This is a genomic window from Listeria monocytogenes (genome assembly GCF_900187225.1).
GTDB classification, from domain to species: Bacteria; Bacillota; Bacilli; order Lactobacillales; family Listeriaceae; genus Listeria; species Listeria monocytogenes.
In genome coordinates this window covers 2,402,804-2,418,057 of the sequence record NZ_LT906436.1, presented here as the reverse complement: position 1 = coordinate 2,418,057, position 15,254 = coordinate 2,402,804, and the positions used below count along the sequence as shown (strand labels likewise).

Annotated in this window: 18 protein-coding genes and 1 riboswitch; of the genes, 15 read left to right on the top strand and 3 right to left on the bottom strand. The window is 38.0% G+C overall.

What is annotated here, in order from left to right; all coding sequences use genetic code 11:
- Window positions 1–34: 34 nt before the first annotated feature.
- Together CKV70_RS12300 and CKV70_RS12295 are read right to left on the bottom strand one after the other, a co-directional pair.
- Window positions 35–793, bottom strand: a complete 759-nt coding sequence (locus tag CKV70_RS12300) for an alpha/beta hydrolase (RefSeq protein WP_003723335.1) — start codon at window positions 791–793, stop codon at window positions 35–37.
- A gap of 132 nt (window positions 794–925) precedes the next feature.
- Window positions 926–1,090, bottom strand: coding sequence for a hypothetical protein (locus tag CKV70_RS12295; RefSeq protein ID WP_003723334.1), 165 nt, complete (start codon window positions 1,088–1,090; stop codon window positions 926–928).
- Between the two features lie 155 nt (window positions 1,091–1,245).
- Between CKV70_RS12295 and CKV70_RS12290 the strand changes: the two genes are divergently transcribed.
- The 15 genes from CKV70_RS12290 to CKV70_RS12220 all read left to right on the top strand — a co-directional run bounded on the left by CKV70_RS12290 (window position 1,246) and on the right by CKV70_RS12220 (window position 14,016).
- Window positions 1,246–2,217: an ABC transporter substrate-binding protein gene (locus CKV70_RS12290; RefSeq protein ID WP_003723333.1), complete on the top strand. Its 972-nt coding sequence runs from the start codon at window positions 1,246–1,248 to the stop codon at window positions 2,215–2,217.
- Window positions 2,217–3,227 carry a FecCD family ABC transporter permease gene (locus CKV70_RS12285; RefSeq protein ID WP_003726486.1) on the top strand — a complete coding sequence of 337 codons (1,011 nt, stop codon included), beginning with the start codon at window positions 2,217–2,219 and terminating at the stop codon, window positions 3,225–3,227. The genes CKV70_RS12290 and CKV70_RS12285 overlap by 1 nt, the downstream gene beginning before the upstream one ends.
- A complete protein-coding gene (locus CKV70_RS12280) occupies window positions 3,224–4,015 on the top strand; it encodes an ABC transporter ATP-binding protein (RefSeq protein WP_014601125.1) in 792 nt (263 codons plus the stop codon). The genes CKV70_RS12285 and CKV70_RS12280 overlap by 4 nt, the downstream gene beginning before the upstream one ends.
- A gap of 142 nt (window positions 4,016–4,157) precedes the next feature.
- Window positions 4,158–5,327, top strand: a complete 1,170-nt coding sequence (gene rodA, locus CKV70_RS12275; RefSeq protein ID WP_003723330.1) for a rod shape-determining protein RodA — start codon at window positions 4,158–4,160, stop codon at window positions 5,325–5,327.
- A 75-nt stretch (window positions 5,328–5,402) separates the two neighbouring features.
- A complete protein-coding gene (gene rodA / locus CKV70_RS12270; protein WP_003723329.1) occupies window positions 5,403–6,578 on the top strand; it encodes a rod shape-determining protein RodA in 1,176 nt (391 codons plus the stop codon).
- Between the two features lie 155 nt (window positions 6,579–6,733).
- Window positions 6,734–7,087 carry an arsenate reductase family protein gene (locus CKV70_RS12265; RefSeq protein WP_003723328.1) on the top strand — a complete coding sequence of 118 codons (354 nt, stop codon included), beginning with the start codon at window positions 6,734–6,736 and terminating at the stop codon, window positions 7,085–7,087.
- Window positions 7,088–7,127: 40 nt separating this feature from the next.
- Window positions 7,128–7,505 (top strand): glycine cleavage system protein GcvH, encoded by a 378-nt coding sequence (gene gcvH / locus CKV70_RS12260; protein ID WP_003723327.1) that lies wholly within the window; start codon window positions 7,128–7,130, stop codon window positions 7,503–7,505.
- Window positions 7,506–7,589: 84 nt separating this feature from the next.
- On the top strand, window positions 7,590–7,874 hold the full coding sequence (locus CKV70_RS12255) for a thioredoxin family protein (RefSeq protein WP_003723326.1): 285 nt from the start codon (window positions 7,590–7,592) through the stop codon (window positions 7,872–7,874).
- Between the two features lie 192 nt (window positions 7,875–8,066).
- Entirely contained in the window at window positions 8,067–8,942 is an 876-nt protein-coding gene (locus CKV70_RS12250; protein ID WP_003732468.1) for a cation diffusion facilitator family transporter, read from the top strand.
- Window positions 8,943–9,016: 74 nt separating this feature from the next.
- Window positions 9,017–9,712, top strand: coding sequence for a response regulator CesR (gene cesR, locus CKV70_RS12245; protein WP_003722450.1), 696 nt, complete (start codon window positions 9,017–9,019; stop codon window positions 9,710–9,712).
- Window positions 9,702–10,844 (top strand): histidine kinase CesK, encoded by a 1,143-nt coding sequence (gene cesK / locus CKV70_RS12240; RefSeq protein ID WP_003722449.1) that lies wholly within the window; start codon window positions 9,702–9,704, stop codon window positions 10,842–10,844. The genes cesR and cesK overlap by 11 nt, the downstream gene beginning before the upstream one ends.
- A 78-nt stretch (window positions 10,845–10,922) precedes the next feature.
- Window positions 10,923–11,111, top strand: coding sequence for a hypothetical protein (locus CKV70_RS12235; RefSeq protein WP_003722448.1), 189 nt, complete (start codon window positions 10,923–10,925; stop codon window positions 11,109–11,111).
- Between the two features lie 108 nt (window positions 11,112–11,219).
- Window positions 11,220–11,338, top strand: a riboswitch (SAM riboswitch).
- An 89-nt stretch (window positions 11,339–11,427) separates the two neighbouring features.
- Window positions 11,428–12,450 (top strand): methionine ABC transporter ATP-binding protein, encoded by a 1,023-nt coding sequence (locus tag CKV70_RS12230; protein ID WP_014601124.1) that lies wholly within the window; start codon window positions 11,428–11,430, stop codon window positions 12,448–12,450.
- Entirely contained in the window at window positions 12,447–13,121 is a 675-nt protein-coding gene (locus CKV70_RS12225; protein ID WP_003722446.1) for a methionine ABC transporter permease, read from the top strand. The genes CKV70_RS12230 and CKV70_RS12225 overlap by 4 nt, the downstream gene beginning before the upstream one ends.
- 64 nt (window positions 13,122–13,185) lie before the next feature.
- Window positions 13,186–14,016: a MetQ/NlpA family ABC transporter substrate-binding protein gene (locus tag CKV70_RS12220; protein WP_003732466.1), complete on the top strand. Its 831-nt coding sequence runs from the start codon at window positions 13,186–13,188 to the stop codon at window positions 14,014–14,016.
- A 41-nt stretch (window positions 14,017–14,057) separates the two neighbouring features.
- Here the strand turns inward: CKV70_RS12220 and CKV70_RS12215 are convergent, their stop codons facing one another.
- Window positions 14,058–15,134 carry an Lmo2079 family surface lipoprotein gene (locus tag CKV70_RS12215; RefSeq protein ID WP_003722444.1) on the bottom strand — a complete coding sequence of 359 codons (1,077 nt, stop codon included), beginning with the start codon at window positions 15,132–15,134 and terminating at the stop codon, window positions 14,058–14,060.
- Between the last annotated feature and the right edge of the window lie 120 nt (window positions 15,135–15,254).

Below are 15,254 nucleotides of genomic sequence, written 5' to 3'. Positions count from 1 at the left end.
AAGACTTGGATGGTGAGTCCGAGTCTTCTTTTTATTAAAGTGGAAGCCAGTTGATAATTTCTTTTATACTCTTATCCCAAAACTCCCAATCATGGTCGCCGGGGCCTTCACGGTATTCTAGCGGAGCATTTTTCTCAAGCGCAAAATCTCGGAAACGAAGATTATCTTCATATAGAAAATCTTCCGTGCCACAATTTTGGAAAAGGGCTGGTAAGGGAACTTGGTTTTGGAGATTTGTTTCTAATAAATGAAATAAATCATTTTCCGTACCTGTTTGGCTAGCCATTTCACCCGTGATGGCTCGCGTACTGAAATTTTCGAAGCAGTCTTCTTTAATGATATAATTAATATCCATGACGCCGGACATACTGGCCGCAGCTTGGAATTTTTCTGGAAAAGTAAGTGCAACCTTGAATGCACCGTAACCACCCATGGAATGACCAGCTATAAAAGTATCTTCTTTTTTATCTGAAAGTGGGAACCAGTTTTTCATGACGTGCGGCAGTTCCGTGCTAACAAACTCAAAAAAGTCGCGACCGTGAACCATGTTAGAGTAGAAGCTATGATCTGCTGCTGGCATGATGACAGCGAGCCCTTTTTCAGTGGCATAGCGTTCGATATTTGTATTGCGTACATAAGTTGTGTGGTTATTCGACAAACCGTGAAGAATATATAATGTTTTATATTTAGGAATCGAGCCATGATAAAGTGCGTCTGTTTCGGGCAAAATCACCGTTACACTTGTTTGCATAGCTAGACAAACTGATTTGAAATTAAGTTCTAAAATAGCCAATGTAGGGGCCTCCTGACGTGTCTTTTTTTCTAGTATACATGATTTTCAAGCGAAATAAAATAAATATAACTTATCTTATGAGTTAACTCGGAATTAAATGTAAAATAAAGAACCTGCGCGAACAGGTCCTCGTTATTTTTTAATATTTGGTTTCTTTTTATCGACGATGTTTAAGATTTCTTCGAGTTTGCGATTCTTTTCGAGAATGGCTGCTTCTTTGAATTGTTCCGTTGTGACTGGGGGCATCGTTTCTTTGCAATTTTCATGCGATAGATTAGGAAAAAGATTATCAGTCATTTTTCATCGCCTCCTTAAGTTAATTATAAAGTATCGGCAGGGAAATATCGACTATTTAAACATAGATGAAAATAATTCTCAATTAGGGGTTCGTCTTTTTGAATATCGTGTTATAATTTAGTAGAATGAAAAGGACAGTGTTGTGGAGGGGAATTATGAAGAAAATAACTATATTGATGTTAAGTATAACAGCCGCACTACTCCTTGCATCGTGTGGAAATGATACGACAACTGATATGAATAATGAAACAACAAAAACGGAAAATAAATCGCAAGCGGCTCTAACGATTACAGATATGGCCGGGCGTGATGTTTCTTTTGATAAAAAACCAGAACGAATTATCGCACTGACAAATGCGGATATGAATATTATCTATGCACTTGGTGGAACGGTGGTAGGTCGCCAAACAACAGATGCGAGTGGTGTTCCAGATGGTGCGAAGAAAGCTACAGAAGTGGGCAATACCCATGATTTGAATTTAGAAAAAATTGCCTCTCTTGGTGCTGATGCTATTGTCGCAAGTTCAGAACAAAACTTAAAAGATGTTCCCGCGATGGAAGGGGTAGGACCAAAAGTCGTTTTGACCGGAGCCAACTCAATTGACGAAATTAAAAAACAAACAGCCGTACTTGGCAAGCTTTTAGGTAAAGAGACAAAAGCCAAAGAGTTAGAAGCGAATATTGACCAAAAAGTGGCGGAAGTGAAGAAGAAGCAACAAGGTAAAAAAGTGCGTTCATTACTTGTTCTAGGAGCTCCTGGAAGTAATTATGCAGCGCTACCGTCCTCATTAAGTGGAAATGTTTTAGAAATTGCTGGTGGAGAAAATGTAGCGAAAGATTTTAAAGGCGTTGAAAACTTCCCGCAATACGCTTCGATGAACGTAGAAAAAATTGTTGCCGCTGACCCAGAAGTGATTTTCTTAATGATTCACGGCGGGGACGAAAAAGAAACAGAAGCAGCATTTAAGAAAGAAATGAAACAAAATGAAGCTTGGAATTCAACAAGCGCCGTTAAAAATGATCATATTGTCGTACTTCCAGCAGAACTTTTCGGAACCAATCCTGGAATTAAAATTGATCAAGCATTGGATTATATGACAGATGAGATAAATAAGGTGGATAACTAATGACAACTGTGAAGGCGCATGATCCGCGGCGAAAACGTAGACGGATAACTTTTATTGTAGTAATCATTTTACTTATTTTAGCTTTTTTCTACGGACTGACAACTGGGTCCGTGAAAATTACATATAGTGACGCTTGGCAGACGCTAACTGGCGGGGGAAGCGACCTAGCGAACCAATTGATTTGGAACTTGCGCTTGCCTCGGTTATTAATTGCTTTCTTAGTAGGAGCGGCGCTGGCGATTGCTGGATGCTTGCTGCAAGGTGTGATGCGGAATCCATTAGCTGACCCAGGAGTAATTGGGGTTTCAGCGGGTGGTGGTTTTGTTGCCATTTTAATGACATTAGCATTTCCTGCGTTAGCTTCCTTTGTGCCGATTGGTGCGTTTTTAGGGGCGTTTGGAACAGCTATTTTGATTTATTTGCTTGCATGGGATCGCGGTGTTTCGCCTTTACGCGTAATTTTGTCGGGGGTAGCGATTAATGCGTTTATTGGAGCGATGACTTCTGGCGTAATGGTGCTTTATAGCAACCGGGTCCAAAGTGTCATTTCTTGGATGACAGGAACGCTCTCCGGGAAAAGTTGGTATCATTTGGATATGATTTGGCCGTATATGCTGGTCGGGTTTGTTTTAAGTGGTTTTGCGATTCGTTCTTCTAATGTATTGCTACTTGGGGACGATGCGGCGAAATTACTTGGCTTTTCTGTTGAACGGCATCGCTTTTTCATTATTATGTTGGCGGCCTTTCTCAGTGGTGTTGCGGTTAGTGTAGCTGGACTTATTGGCTTTGTTGGACTTGTCGTGCCACATATTTTCCGTTTGATCATTGGAAATGACTATAAATATTTACTACCATTATCCGCACTCGGCGGGGCTTTATTAGTTGGCTTTGCTGATACAGCAGCTAGAAGTTGGTTCGGATCCATCGAGCTTCCAGTTGGAATCCTTCTTGCAATGATTGGTGCACCATTCTTCTTATTCTTACTTCAAAGAGGGAGGGTTGCTTCATGAAACCTGCATTAGAACTAAAAAATGTTTCTTTCTCACGTAAAAGAGATTTCGAAATGAAAAATGTGAGCGCGAGCATTCCAGAAGGGAAAATCACTACGCTTATCGGTCCAAACGGCTCGGGAAAATCGACTATGTTGCGTTTGATGATGCGTCTTTTGACACCGGATAGCGGAGAGATTCTCTTAAATGAAAAAAATATTACTGAAATCCCATCTAAAGATTTAGCGAAGAAAATGACGATGCTATCACAAGCTCCAGAAGGTTTGGTAGATGTGATGGTACATGATTTAGTGGCGTATGGCCGCTTGCCGCACCGAAGCTGGCTCTCCACTTTGCAAGAAGAGGATGAGGCGGTCATTCACTGGGCTATTAAAGTATGCAATTTAGAAGAATTGGCTTATCGCCCACTGCATTCGTTATCAGGCGGGGAACGACAACGCGCTTGGCTCGCCATGGCTCTTGCACAAAAAACACCTATTTTATTACTAGATGAGCCCACGACTTATTTAGATATTGCGCATCAACTGGAGCTTTTAGATTTACTCGTGCATTTAAATAAAGAATATAATTTAACCATCGTGCTCGTTTTACATGATTTAAATCAGGCAGCAATATACAGTGACCATGTTTTTGTATGCGAAAATGGACAATTAGTCAAAGACGGCTCGCCTAGAGAAGTTTTCACGACAGAGCTTCTTCGCGATGTTTTTCATATTACGGCGGATATTACCGAAAAAGACGGAAAGCAGCATATTCATCCACTTGCTTCGACTCGTTTTGAATATTAAAGAAAACAGAAAGAAGATTAGAATTTGGTGAAAAAGCTTCCTATCCAAGGTAAACTTTATTATAATAGATGAAGGCTGTTGCTCTTTTTAAGAATAGCAGCCTTTTTTACATTTAAATTCGAACACAAAAGGACGGAAAACAATGGCCAGAAATAGAAAAAAGGCAGTTCGAATAGATTATTCGATTATATTTTTAATGATGTTGCTTTGTATTATTGGTCTGGTAGCGATTTATGTCGCTGGGCTTGTTAACGACCAATATACAAATAATTTCTTATTGCAACAGTCTATTTGGATTGTTATTTCTACAGGGGTCGTTGTTGTTATTGTACTTTTTTTCGACTATGATAAGCTGCAATGGGCGGCATACTATCTTTATGGAATAGGAAACTTATTGCTTGTACTCGTACTTATCGTTGGTGACGAACGAAAAGGATCCAAGAGTTGGATTAGTATCGGATCGCTTGGAAGCTTGCAACCATCGGAATTAATGAAAAGTTTTTTGATTTTAGCACTTGCAAAAGTCATTTGGGACCATAATAAAAAATATAAATTACATACCGTGAGCTTAGATATGCAGTTACTGTTGAAAATAGGTATTGTTTCTATTCTTCCGCTTGGTCTTGTAGCACTTCAACCGGACCTTGGGACGATTCTAGTATTTATTGCTATTATTATCGGTATGGTATTTATTAGCGGTGTTACTTGGAAAATTTTATTACCAGTTTTTAGTTCGATTGCGCTCATTGGTGGGACATTAATCTACTTAGTTATGTATAATCAAGAGTTCTTACAAAAACTTGGATTTAAACCGTACCAATTTAAACGGATTACTTCTTGGTTAAGGCCGGAAGAGGATCCGCTTGGCGACGGAATGCAGCTACTTCGGTCGATGCAAGCGATTGGTTCTGGGCAGTTACAAGGGAATGGAATCGGTAATCAAGCCATTGCGATACCGGAAAACCATAATGACTTTATTTTCTCCATTATTGGTGGGAATTTTGGTTTCATTGGTGGCTGTGTACTTATTATGTTATACTTTTTACTGATTTACCAAATAATTCGAGTGGCATTAGATATTAATATTCCTTTTTATTCGTATATTTGTACGGGTGTTTGCTCGATGATTTTGTTCCATGTTTTAGAAAATATCGGTATGACAATTGGTCTTCTTCCAATTACCGGTATTCCGCTACTTTTTGTCAGTTATGGGGGAAGCTCACTTCTTGGTGCATTTATGGCACTTGGGCTCGTGTTATCGGCGAGATACAATGCTCCAGAAGTTAACTTAGGGAAAGAAAATCGTTTCTGATTTTCTTTTTTAAACTGTTTGGGAGAAAGCGTTCGTTTTGTTTATACAAACCAACCAGTAAGGAGTAATTAAATAATGAATCAACAAAATAAACTAGCTGGACGCATTGATTACGGGATTGTCCTATCAATGATGTTACTCATGATAATCAGTTTGGTGTCCATTTATAGTGCGCAATTAACAAATAATCAATATGATGCTAACTTTGTGGTCAAACAAGCCATGTGGTTTGTAGTGTCGACATTTGCAATTATTGTCGTGATGCAACTAGATTATGATCGTCTGACGAAATGGGCTTATTACTTTTACGGACTAGGTCTATTTTTACTCGTATTTGTATTGCTTTTTGGGAAAGAAGTAAAAGGAGCAAAGAGCTGGATTGTTATTCCGTTCTTAGGGAACATTCAGCCATCTGAAGTTGTTAAGGTTATCTTAATTGTCGTTTTAGCAAAAGTAATTTGGGATCATAACCGAACGTATAAGATCCACCGTTTTAGTTATGATGCTTGGTTACTTTTAAAGATTGGCTTATTTACATTAATGCCGCTTATTCTTATTATGCTGCAACCCGATTTAGGGACTGCCCTTGTATTTATCGCTATCATGTCGGGTATGATTCTTATTTCTGGAATTACTTGGAAAATTATCGTACCGCTGTTTGGTTCGATCGCGGCAATTGGAACGGCGCTTATTTGGATGGTTATTTATCATCAAAATTGGCTGACAAGTCTTGGCTTTAAACCGTATCAATTTGAGCGGATTACGACGTGGATCAATCCGGAAAATGATCCTCAAGGCGGAGGCTATCAAGTGCTGCGAGCGATGACGGCAATTGGTTCAGGACAGATTTCTGGGAACGGCGCGGGATATGATGCCATTGCAATTCCAGAAAATCACAATGACTTTATTTTTACGATTGTAGCCGGAGATTATGGCTTTATTGGAGCTAGTATTTTATTAGCAATTTATTTCTTATTAATTTATCAAATTATTCGTGTGGCGCTGGATGTTGGCGTACCGTTTTACTCTTACATTTGTACGGGGGTTGTAATGATGTTAATGTTCCACGTACTAGAAAATGTGGGGATGAATATCGGCTTACTACCAATTACAGGTATTCCGCTTCCGTTTATTAGTTACGGTGGTAGTGCCCTGCTCGGGAACATGATGGCGGTCGGGCTAGTTCTCGGGATAAGGTTTAACTTTAAGAAATCGATGTTTGAAGTGAAAGAAGAAAATCACGCATCTTAAAATGAAAATACAGAAGTCGAAAACGGCTTTTGTATTTTTAAAACCACAAATGAATGCGCTTTCAAATTCTCTGTTTTTTTCTAAGTGTTGCCATTTGTACTTTCAGAAAAAATGCACTATGATAGTAGTAGAATGCAATCGGAGGGAGAGGCAAAATGATTAATTTTTATTGGTATCCAAAATGTAGCACCTGTAAGAAAGCAAAAGCATGGCTTGAAAATGAGCATGTTGATTTTAATGAAGTAGACATTAAAACTGAAACGCCAACTGCCGAAGAGTTACAACAGTGGCATGAAGCTAGTGGGCTTCCAGTCCGCCGTTTCTTTAACACAAGTGGTATTAAATACCGCGAACTTGGACTGAAAGATAAATTAGATACACTTTCGCCGGAAGAAGCTTATAAGTTACTTGCATCAGACGGTATGCTAATCAAACGCCCACTAACTACGAATGGCAAAGAAGTGACGCTTGGTTTCAAAGAAGAAGAATTTGAAGCAACTTGGAAATAGTCAATATAGATAATTGCACGAAAAAGGAGGAGTTTTGAAAATGAGTTTACCAAAAGACTTATTGTACACAGAAGAACACGAATGGGTGAAAGCAGACGATGGTAGTTATGTTATTGGAATTACGGACTTTGCTCAAGATCAATTAGGGGATATCGTATTTGTTGAATTGCCAGAGGTTGGCGACACTGTAACAAAAGGTGACTCCATCGGTAGCATTGAATCTGTAAAAACAGTATCTGATTTTTACGCACCAGTAACTGGTAAAGTAGTTGCTGTTAACGAAACATTAGAAGATGAACCAGAATTAATTAATAGCAATCCATACGATACAGGCTGGATTTTAAAACTTGAAGAAGTAGAAGAAGCGGATGTAAAGGCTCTTTTATCAAGTGACGATTACGAAAAAGTATTAGATTAATTTTTAGGAGGCCGGCTTGGGATAACCGAAGCTGGTCTTTTTTGATAGGAGGCGTTTTTCCTGGAAATTTGGGAAAAAGAAAGTTTGCGGACGGCGCAAAAAAAAGGTGAGGACTTCGTTGTTTTCTTTTTTACTCCAATGTGTGGTAGCTGCCAAATAGCAAGCCGCCTTGTGGACGTGGTTATAGAAGCAGACGGGATTCAGACGGAAGTTGCAAAAGTAAATTTGAATTATGTACCTGATATTGCGCAAAGTCTTGAAATCACATCAGTACCGGCTCTAGTTAAATTTAAGAACGGTCAACCGGCCGATTTAAGCTATCAATTACATGATGCAACGGCCATTTTTGAATTCCTGTATAGTGAGTGATACAGGGATTTTTTCTGTGTTAAAATTTGCCCTGGTACAAAAAAGTTTCGCTCCCGATATAGAACTGCATTTAACTAAAAACGTTGCTATAGACACAATTCAGCTGCTTATGGTAAGATAATTCGAGTTGTTAAATTAGTGTTTTATAAAGAGAGATTTTTAGTGAAACATAAAATATCGGAGGCTTTTTCTATGAACCATTCTAATCTTACTATTTTATCTGTTTGTAGTAATTTTGTTATTGTTGTACTTAAATTGATTGTCGGCTTTTTTACAGGTTCCGTGGCAGTGATTTCGGAAGGGATTCACTCGTCCATGGACTTATTTGCGTCAATCATAACTTTCTTCTCAATTCGGATTTCTAATCAACCGGCCGATGAAGACCATCCATATGGACATGGAAAAGCAGAGAATATTGCGGGAACCATTGAAACTTTACTTATATTTGTAGCGGGGATTTGGATCATTGTGGAATCAGTTAATAAACTTGTAAATCCTCACGAAATTCGTTTTCCAGCGCTTGGTATTATGGTAATGCTTTTTGGAGCTATCGTGAATATTATCGTGTCTCGTATCATCAAAAAAGCGGCTGATGAAGCTAATTCAGTTGCGATGAAATCCAATGCATTACATTTATATACAGACGTGTTCACATCGCTTGGGATTGCGCTTAGTTTGTTCCTTGTATACATAACCGGCTGGCTTTGGTTAGATCCTGTCATCGCAATTCTAACGGCGTTTTATATCATGTATGAGGCTTATAAATTGTTAAAAGAGTCTTTCCCTCCATTAATGGACAAACGCTTGTCTGCGGACGAAGAAGAGGCTATCAAGCAAATTATTTTGGCCCATAAAACAAGATTTATTGAATTTCATGATTTTCGCTCGAGACGGGCAGGCGCAGAAGAATATATTGATTTTCATTTAGTCGTATCTTCTTCGATGACGATTGAAAGTGCTCATTCGCTATGTGACGAAATTGAGGCAGAGATTATGAATTTTTATGCTAAAGCGGAAGTTCTTATCCACTTAGAGCCGGAAGAAGAACGGGTCCTTACCAGAATTTAATCCGAGCTCTTTCTATTCGATTTGTTGCTAAAGTGTTACAATAGGTAGAAATAAGACTGGAAAGGACAATGAGTATGACAACTTCTATTTTAATTGCTGATGATGACAAAGAAATTGTTGATTTAGTAAAATTATATTTACAAAATGAAGGATATACGATTTATCAAGCTTATGATGGTGCGGAAGTATGGCGTTTAGTTCAAGAAAAACAGCCAACTTTAGTGATATTAGATATTATGATGCCTGAAATGAACGGCTTAGAAGTATGCCGATTAATGAGAGATAATGGGATTTTGACTCCCATCCTAATGCTTAGTGCCAAGGCTGAAGACAACGACAAAATCATGGGTCTTTTAACAGGTGCCGACGATTATATGGTCAAACCATTCAACCCATTAGAGCTTTCCGTACGTGTGAAAGCAATTCTAAGAAGAATGCAGCAAATGAGCCAAGCAGAGCCTGTTAGCCAAGATAAAGTAATTATTGGACCGATAGTTGTTGACCGCGGACTTCATGTTGTAACGGTTGGTGGCAAAGAACTTCATTTGACGACTTCTGAATTTGATATTTTATTTTTACTAGCGAGTGAGCCAGGGCGCGTTTTTAGTTCAGAATATATTTTTGAGAAGATTTGGCAAGAAAAGGCCCTTGGAGCGAGTAAGACAGTAATGGTCCATATTAGTAATTTGCGTGATAAGTTACGCGAGGCTATGGGTGGAGAAAATGTGATTAAGACTATTTGGGGAGTAGGGTACAAAATTGAAATCTAAACTGGAACTGTTGTTTACGAAAATTAGCCATGTGATGAATGTTTGGCAGGCGACTTTTTTTGCAGCTGTTTCTTGGGTTTTGGCGTTGATTACCATCCAAACTATTTATTTATGGAGCATTTCCATTCGGGATGATTCTTTGTTTTTACGGGAAGTGTCGCAGGCTATTGTTCAATTATTTGGAACGAATAAATATACGCGAATCATGCAATCTTTTTGGATGATGTCGCTAAAATTTCTGATTATCTTTTTAATAGCTTGTCTATTCTTTGCTTTTTTCTATCGTTTGATGCGCCAAAGAATTTTGAAAAAACAACTGCGTACGATTAATTTTGCGCTTAACGACGGGAAGCCAGTTGATACAGAAAGTTTTGTACCGGAAATTCAAGAACTGGAACGTAACATCGAAAATATGCGGGAACGGCAGAAAAAATTAATGCAGCAGGAAGAACAGGCCCAGCAAGCCAGAAATGATTTGATTACGAATGTTTCGCATGATTTGCGGACACCACTTACATCCATTTTAGGCTATTTAAGTTATATACATGAAGACCGTTATCGTGATGAAATTGAGCTGCGTTATTACACCGAGCTTGTGTACGGGAAAGCACGTCATTTGCACAAACTTATTGATGATTTGTTTTCTTATACAAGGCTCGATAGCGTGGATTACCAATTAAAGAAAGATGAGTTAGACATTGTTGAGTTGCTTCGACAATTAGTGGCCGAATACGACGGACGAGCTGCAGAACGAAATATGCAGATTGTCGAACATTTTGATGCGAACAAACTAATTATTGGCGGCGATGGCAACCAAATCATGCGCTTGTTTGAGAATTTATTTTCGAACGCCCTTAGATATGGAGAAGGCAATAAACAAATTGATGTTAGTGCTAAGAAAGAAGACAATATGGCCGTTGTGCGCGTGACGAATTATGGTGAAGAGATTCCTAATGTCGATTTACCTTACTTGTTCGAACGTTTTTACAAAGTAGATAAAAATCGGACGACGACTGGAACAGGCTTAGGCCTTGCGATTGCTAAATCTATTGTTGAAAAACACGGCGGAATTGTTACTGCAGAAAGTAAAAAACGCCAAACCAGTTTTATCGTCAAACTGCCACTAATTTAATCTTTAACAATTCTTAAAAGTTTCTTTCCGCGTGATTTATGTTCTTTCTGTAGAATATAAATCACGGAGGAGAGGAAAATGAAAAAACATATTGTTTTAATTGTTGTTGCTTGTATTACGGTTATTGCGGTATTTATGTACATAGTTCAAATAAATAATAGTGAACTCAAATATCAAAATAGGGCCCAAATTAAAATAGCCTCTCAAATGGCTAGTCAGAATGAACAGACAGATAATAGTATCGTTAGTGAAATAACTTACAAATAAATTAATATAAGTGAGAAAGTTATTGACAAAGTCTACTAGAAAAGGTAATATGAAAAAACAAGAAACGTCACTATAGTCACAAATGAAGTGATTTAATAATATGTAGAAATCTTATCCAGAGTGGTGGAGGGAAATGCCCTATGAAGCCCAGCAACCTAAACAATAATTCATTATGTGTTTAAGGTGCTAAGTCATGCAGAACAACTAATTGTTCTGAAAGATGAGAAGGAAGTTAGTCCATTTGAAAAAATGCTGCCTTTCTGCTCATCAGCAGAAAGGCTTTTTTGTATATCAGAATGTAGAAAAGGTGATAGAGATGATTACGTTACAAAACGTTGTAAAAGAATACACGTCCAGAAACAACAAAGTTCTCGCAGTCGATCATGTCGATTTAGAAATTGAACAAGGCGAGATTTTCGGAGTTGTAGGTTATTCCGGAGCTGGTAAAAGCACGCTCATCCGGATGTTTAATGGACTGGAGCTACCGAGTACTGGAACGGTTGAAGTAGATAATCTACTCATTAGCCAGATTCGTGGCAGTAAACTCAGAAAAGCTCGTCAGCAAATTGGGATGATTTTTCAACATTTTAATTTATTATGGTCCCGCACTGTGGCAGAAAATATCGCGTTTCCATTAGAAATTGCAGGTGTGCGCGGTGAAAAAAGACGCTTTCGGGTAAATGAACTCATCCGATTGGTTGGTCTGGAAGGAAAAGAAAACGCCTATCCAGCAGAGCTAAGCGGCGGTCAAAAACAGCGTGTCGGTATCGCGAGAGCACTGGCCAATAATCCAAAAGTATTGCTTTGCGATGAAGCAACTTCTGCACTGGATCCACAAACAACGGATGAAGTTTTAGAACTACTCTTAGATATTAATAAACGCCTCAATTTAACTATCATTGTTATCACTCATGAAATGCATGTTATTCGGAAAATTTGTAATCGCGTCGCTGTAATGGAAAACGGAAAAGTTGTTGAACTCGGCGATGTTTTAGATGTTTTCCGTCACCCGCAAGAAAAAGTAACGCAGCGCTTCGTTCGCCAAGTTACCGATTCTGACGAAACAGAAGAATTAATCCATCTATTACTTGATAATTATGCAGAAGGAAAAATCGTTAAACTTCTCTTTATGAGCGAAAATGCAACCCAGCCAGTCATATCCCAAGTAGCCAAAGAAAATGATGTTATGCTGAATGTCCTTCACGGGAACTTAACACAAACACAAAATGGCGCATACGGAACGCTTTATGTACAAGTTTTAGGTACAGAAGATGCGATAAATGCGAGTCTAACACAGCTACGTCAACTTAAAGTAGAAACGGAAGTGTTAGAACGATGAGCAAATTACAAGAATTATTTCCAAATGTTGATTTTCAAATGATGTGGGTCGCAACACAAGAAACACTATATATGACACTTGTTTCACTATTTGCAGTCTTTTTACTCGGGATTGTGTTAGGATTATTGCTATTTTTAACTAACAATAAAAAACATGCTGGAGCGCGCATTCTTTACTGGGTTACAGCCATTTTAGTCAACGTGTTCCGCTCAATTCCTTTTATTATTTTAATTGTACTACTATTACCGATGACGAAATCACTTGTCGGAACTGTAATTGGACCAAAAGCAGCACTCCCAGCTTTAATTATCTCTGCTGCTCCGTTCTATGGACGGATGGTAGAAATTGCCTTTCGTGAAGTGGACAAAGGGGTTATCGAAGCAGCAAAATCCATGGGGGCGAATATGTTTACGATTATTGGTAAAGTACTCATCCCAGAAGCACTTCCGGCGATTATTTCTGGTATCACAGTGACAGCAATTTCCCTTGTTGGTTTTACAGCGATGGCTGGTGTCATTGGCGCAGGCGGTCTTGGGAATACTGCGTATCTTGAAGGATTCCAACGTGGACAACCTGATGTAACGGTACTTGCGACAATTATTATCTTAATTATCGTCTTTATTTTCCAGTTTATCGGCGACTTTTTAACAAAACGAACCGACAAACGCTAACCAATGTATATGAAGAAATTTATATAAAAAAACGCGGAATCCCCGCAAAAAAGGAGAGAATTTCATGAAGAAGGTTCTTGGTTTAATTTTCACATTAAGTTTAGTTTTAGTACTTACAGCTTGCGGCGGTTCCTCAGATAAAGCTTCATCTAGTAAAGATGATAAACAGTTAGTAGTGGGTGCATCCAATACACCACATGCCCAAATCTTAGAACAAGCAAAACCAATCTTGAAAGATAAAGGGATTGACTTGAAAATCGTTAAATATACAGACTATGTTATGCCTAACAAAGCGCTAGAAGAAGGCGACTTAGATGCTAACTACTTCCAACATAAACCATATCTTGAATTAGAAGAAAAAGAAAAAGGCTACAAATTTGCTGATGTTGGCGCAATTCACATCGAACCAATGGGTATCTATTCTAAAAAAGTAAAAGATATTAAAGATCTAAAAGACGGTGCGCAAGTATTACTTTCTAACTCGAAATCTGACTGGCCGCGTGTCATTGGTATCTTTGTAGATAACGGATTATTAACGCTGAAAGATGGCGTGAAACCACAAGATGCAACATTTGATGATATTAAAGACAATCCGAAAAATTTGAAATTCAAATACGATTTTGACCCAGCTTACTTGATGACTGCCTACAATAACGAAGAAGGCGACGTTGTAGCAATTAACTCTAACTTTGTTGTAGACCAAGGCTTAAACCCTTCTAAAGACGCTATTGCAATCGAAAGCAAAGACTCTCCTTATGCAAATATCGTTGTAACGACAGAGAAGAAAAAAGACGATAAAAACATTACAGAGCTAGTAAAAGTACTACACTCGAAAGAAATTCAAGATTACATTACGAAAGAATGGGATGGCGCTGTTGTCCCAGTTGATAAATAAAATAGAAAAAATCCTTTTACCGATTTGGTAAAAGGATTTTTTTATTGAGCGCTACTTAAATATAATTTCAGTCCATCAGAAATGGCTTTATCCAGTTCTTTTTTGGATACAATTTCTTTTCCTTCTGGCATTGGAGGGACTTTTTCGTAGTCTAGCATATCAATCGTTGTTGTGAAGTCCATTAAGTCTTTTGTTTTGGTATCTTCAAAATTAGTAGTGATAATCGCTTTACTAAATCCTTTTTTGCTGTCAGGAGTTAATATTAATTTGAAATCTAATGTTTGTGCTTTGTTTTTTGTTAGGGCTTTTAAGGATGATTGGATACTTTTTTGAGCATTGTTCCATTTTTTCTTTGCTGCTTTTTGAGTGCTACCATCAATTTCTCCAATAAGTGCTACAACACTTCCGTTATCATCAAGTTTTGTGAGAACGGCATTAACTAAATCGCTAATCTCATTTTTAGATAATTTTAGGATGATGTCACCATTATCTTTTGAAGTGAAGTGTTGGTCATCTAAGTCGTTTAGATAACTATAAATCGCAATGCCAGCAGTTTCTTCAATTTTTTTCAATACTTTTGCTTGGCGGTCTACAGTTTCTGTATCAATTGTTTGATTGGAAAAATTTTGAATTGTTTCGAATAGATTTAAATACTTCGATTCTAAGTCTTTGTTTTGATCCAGTACCTGATTGAAAATTCTAGCTGCTGAATCCGGTAATAAACTGGAGATGCTATCAGAAGCGTCGTAGAAATCAGATACAGGAATATAAGCTTTTCCGTCATCGCTGTTTTGAAGTGCATGTATTGTTAAATCAAGTGGTTTCTTTCCTTTCCAGTGAATAGAAGATGCGCTGTAGGAAGAGGAGGAATCACTATCAACAGAAATTTTATATTGGATATTCGATTTTTTAAGTTGATTTAAGTCGATTTCAGGACCAAGTTTTTTTATGTAACTATCTGAGAGGTTATTTACTTGGAATGTCACATTTGTTGTATATTGTCGGTTTTCAGCTGTTTTTTGCAAGGCAGCAGTGAAGTCAGATTTAGGGGAGCTACACCCGGATAACGTGGCTAAAAGCAATACAAAGATGGTCGCAGCCATTATTGCTTTCTTCATATTTTAAATTCTCCTTCAATAATTAATCGTTTATTACAAAAAAGTTATTATGTTGCAATTTTGTTACGTTACAACAATACCATATATAAATGAGATATACAATCCCTTTTTTATGATGAT

Coding starts and splice junctions, on each gene's coding strand:
- cesR (WP_003722450.1), top strand. CDS start 9,017: ATGACAACTTCTATTTTAATTGCTGATGATGACAAAGAAATTGTTGAT.
- gcvH (WP_003723327.1), top strand. CDS start 7,128: ATGAGTTTACCAAAAGACTTATTGTACACAGAAGAACACGAATGGGTG.
- CKV70_RS12280 (WP_014601125.1), top strand. CDS start 3,224: ATGAAACCTGCATTAGAACTAAAAAATGTTTCTTTCTCACGTAAAAGA.
- CKV70_RS12235 (WP_003722448.1), top strand. CDS start 10,923: ATGAAAAAACATATTGTTTTAATTGTTGTTGCTTGTATTACGGTTATT.
- CKV70_RS12225 (WP_003722446.1), top strand. CDS start 12,447: ATGAGCAAATTACAAGAATTATTTCCAAATGTTGATTTTCAAATGATG.
- CKV70_RS12250 (WP_003732468.1), top strand. CDS start 8,067: ATGAACCATTCTAATCTTACTATTTTATCTGTTTGTAGTAATTTTGTT.
- CKV70_RS12295 (WP_003723334.1), bottom strand. CDS start 1,090: ATGACTGATAATCTTTTTCCTAATCTATCGCATGAAAATTGCAAAGAA.
- CKV70_RS12290 (WP_003723333.1), top strand. CDS start 1,246: ATGAAGAAAATAACTATATTGATGTTAAGTATAACAGCCGCACTACTC.
- rodA (WP_003723329.1), top strand. CDS start 5,403: ATGAATCAACAAAATAAACTAGCTGGACGCATTGATTACGGGATTGTC.
- CKV70_RS12265 (WP_003723328.1), top strand. CDS start 6,734: ATGATTAATTTTTATTGGTATCCAAAATGTAGCACCTGTAAGAAAGCA.
- rodA (WP_003723330.1), top strand. CDS start 4,158: ATGGCCAGAAATAGAAAAAAGGCAGTTCGAATAGATTATTCGATTATA.
- CKV70_RS12220 (WP_003732466.1), top strand. CDS start 13,186: ATGAAGAAGGTTCTTGGTTTAATTTTCACATTAAGTTTAGTTTTAGTA.
- CKV70_RS12215 (WP_003722444.1), bottom strand. CDS start 15,134: ATGAAGAAAGCAATAATGGCTGCGACCATCTTTGTATTGCTTTTAGCC.
- CKV70_RS12230 (WP_014601124.1), top strand. CDS start 11,428: ATGATTACGTTACAAAACGTTGTAAAAGAATACACGTCCAGAAACAAC.
- CKV70_RS12285 (WP_003726486.1), top strand. CDS start 2,217: ATGACAACTGTGAAGGCGCATGATCCGCGGCGAAAACGTAGACGGATA.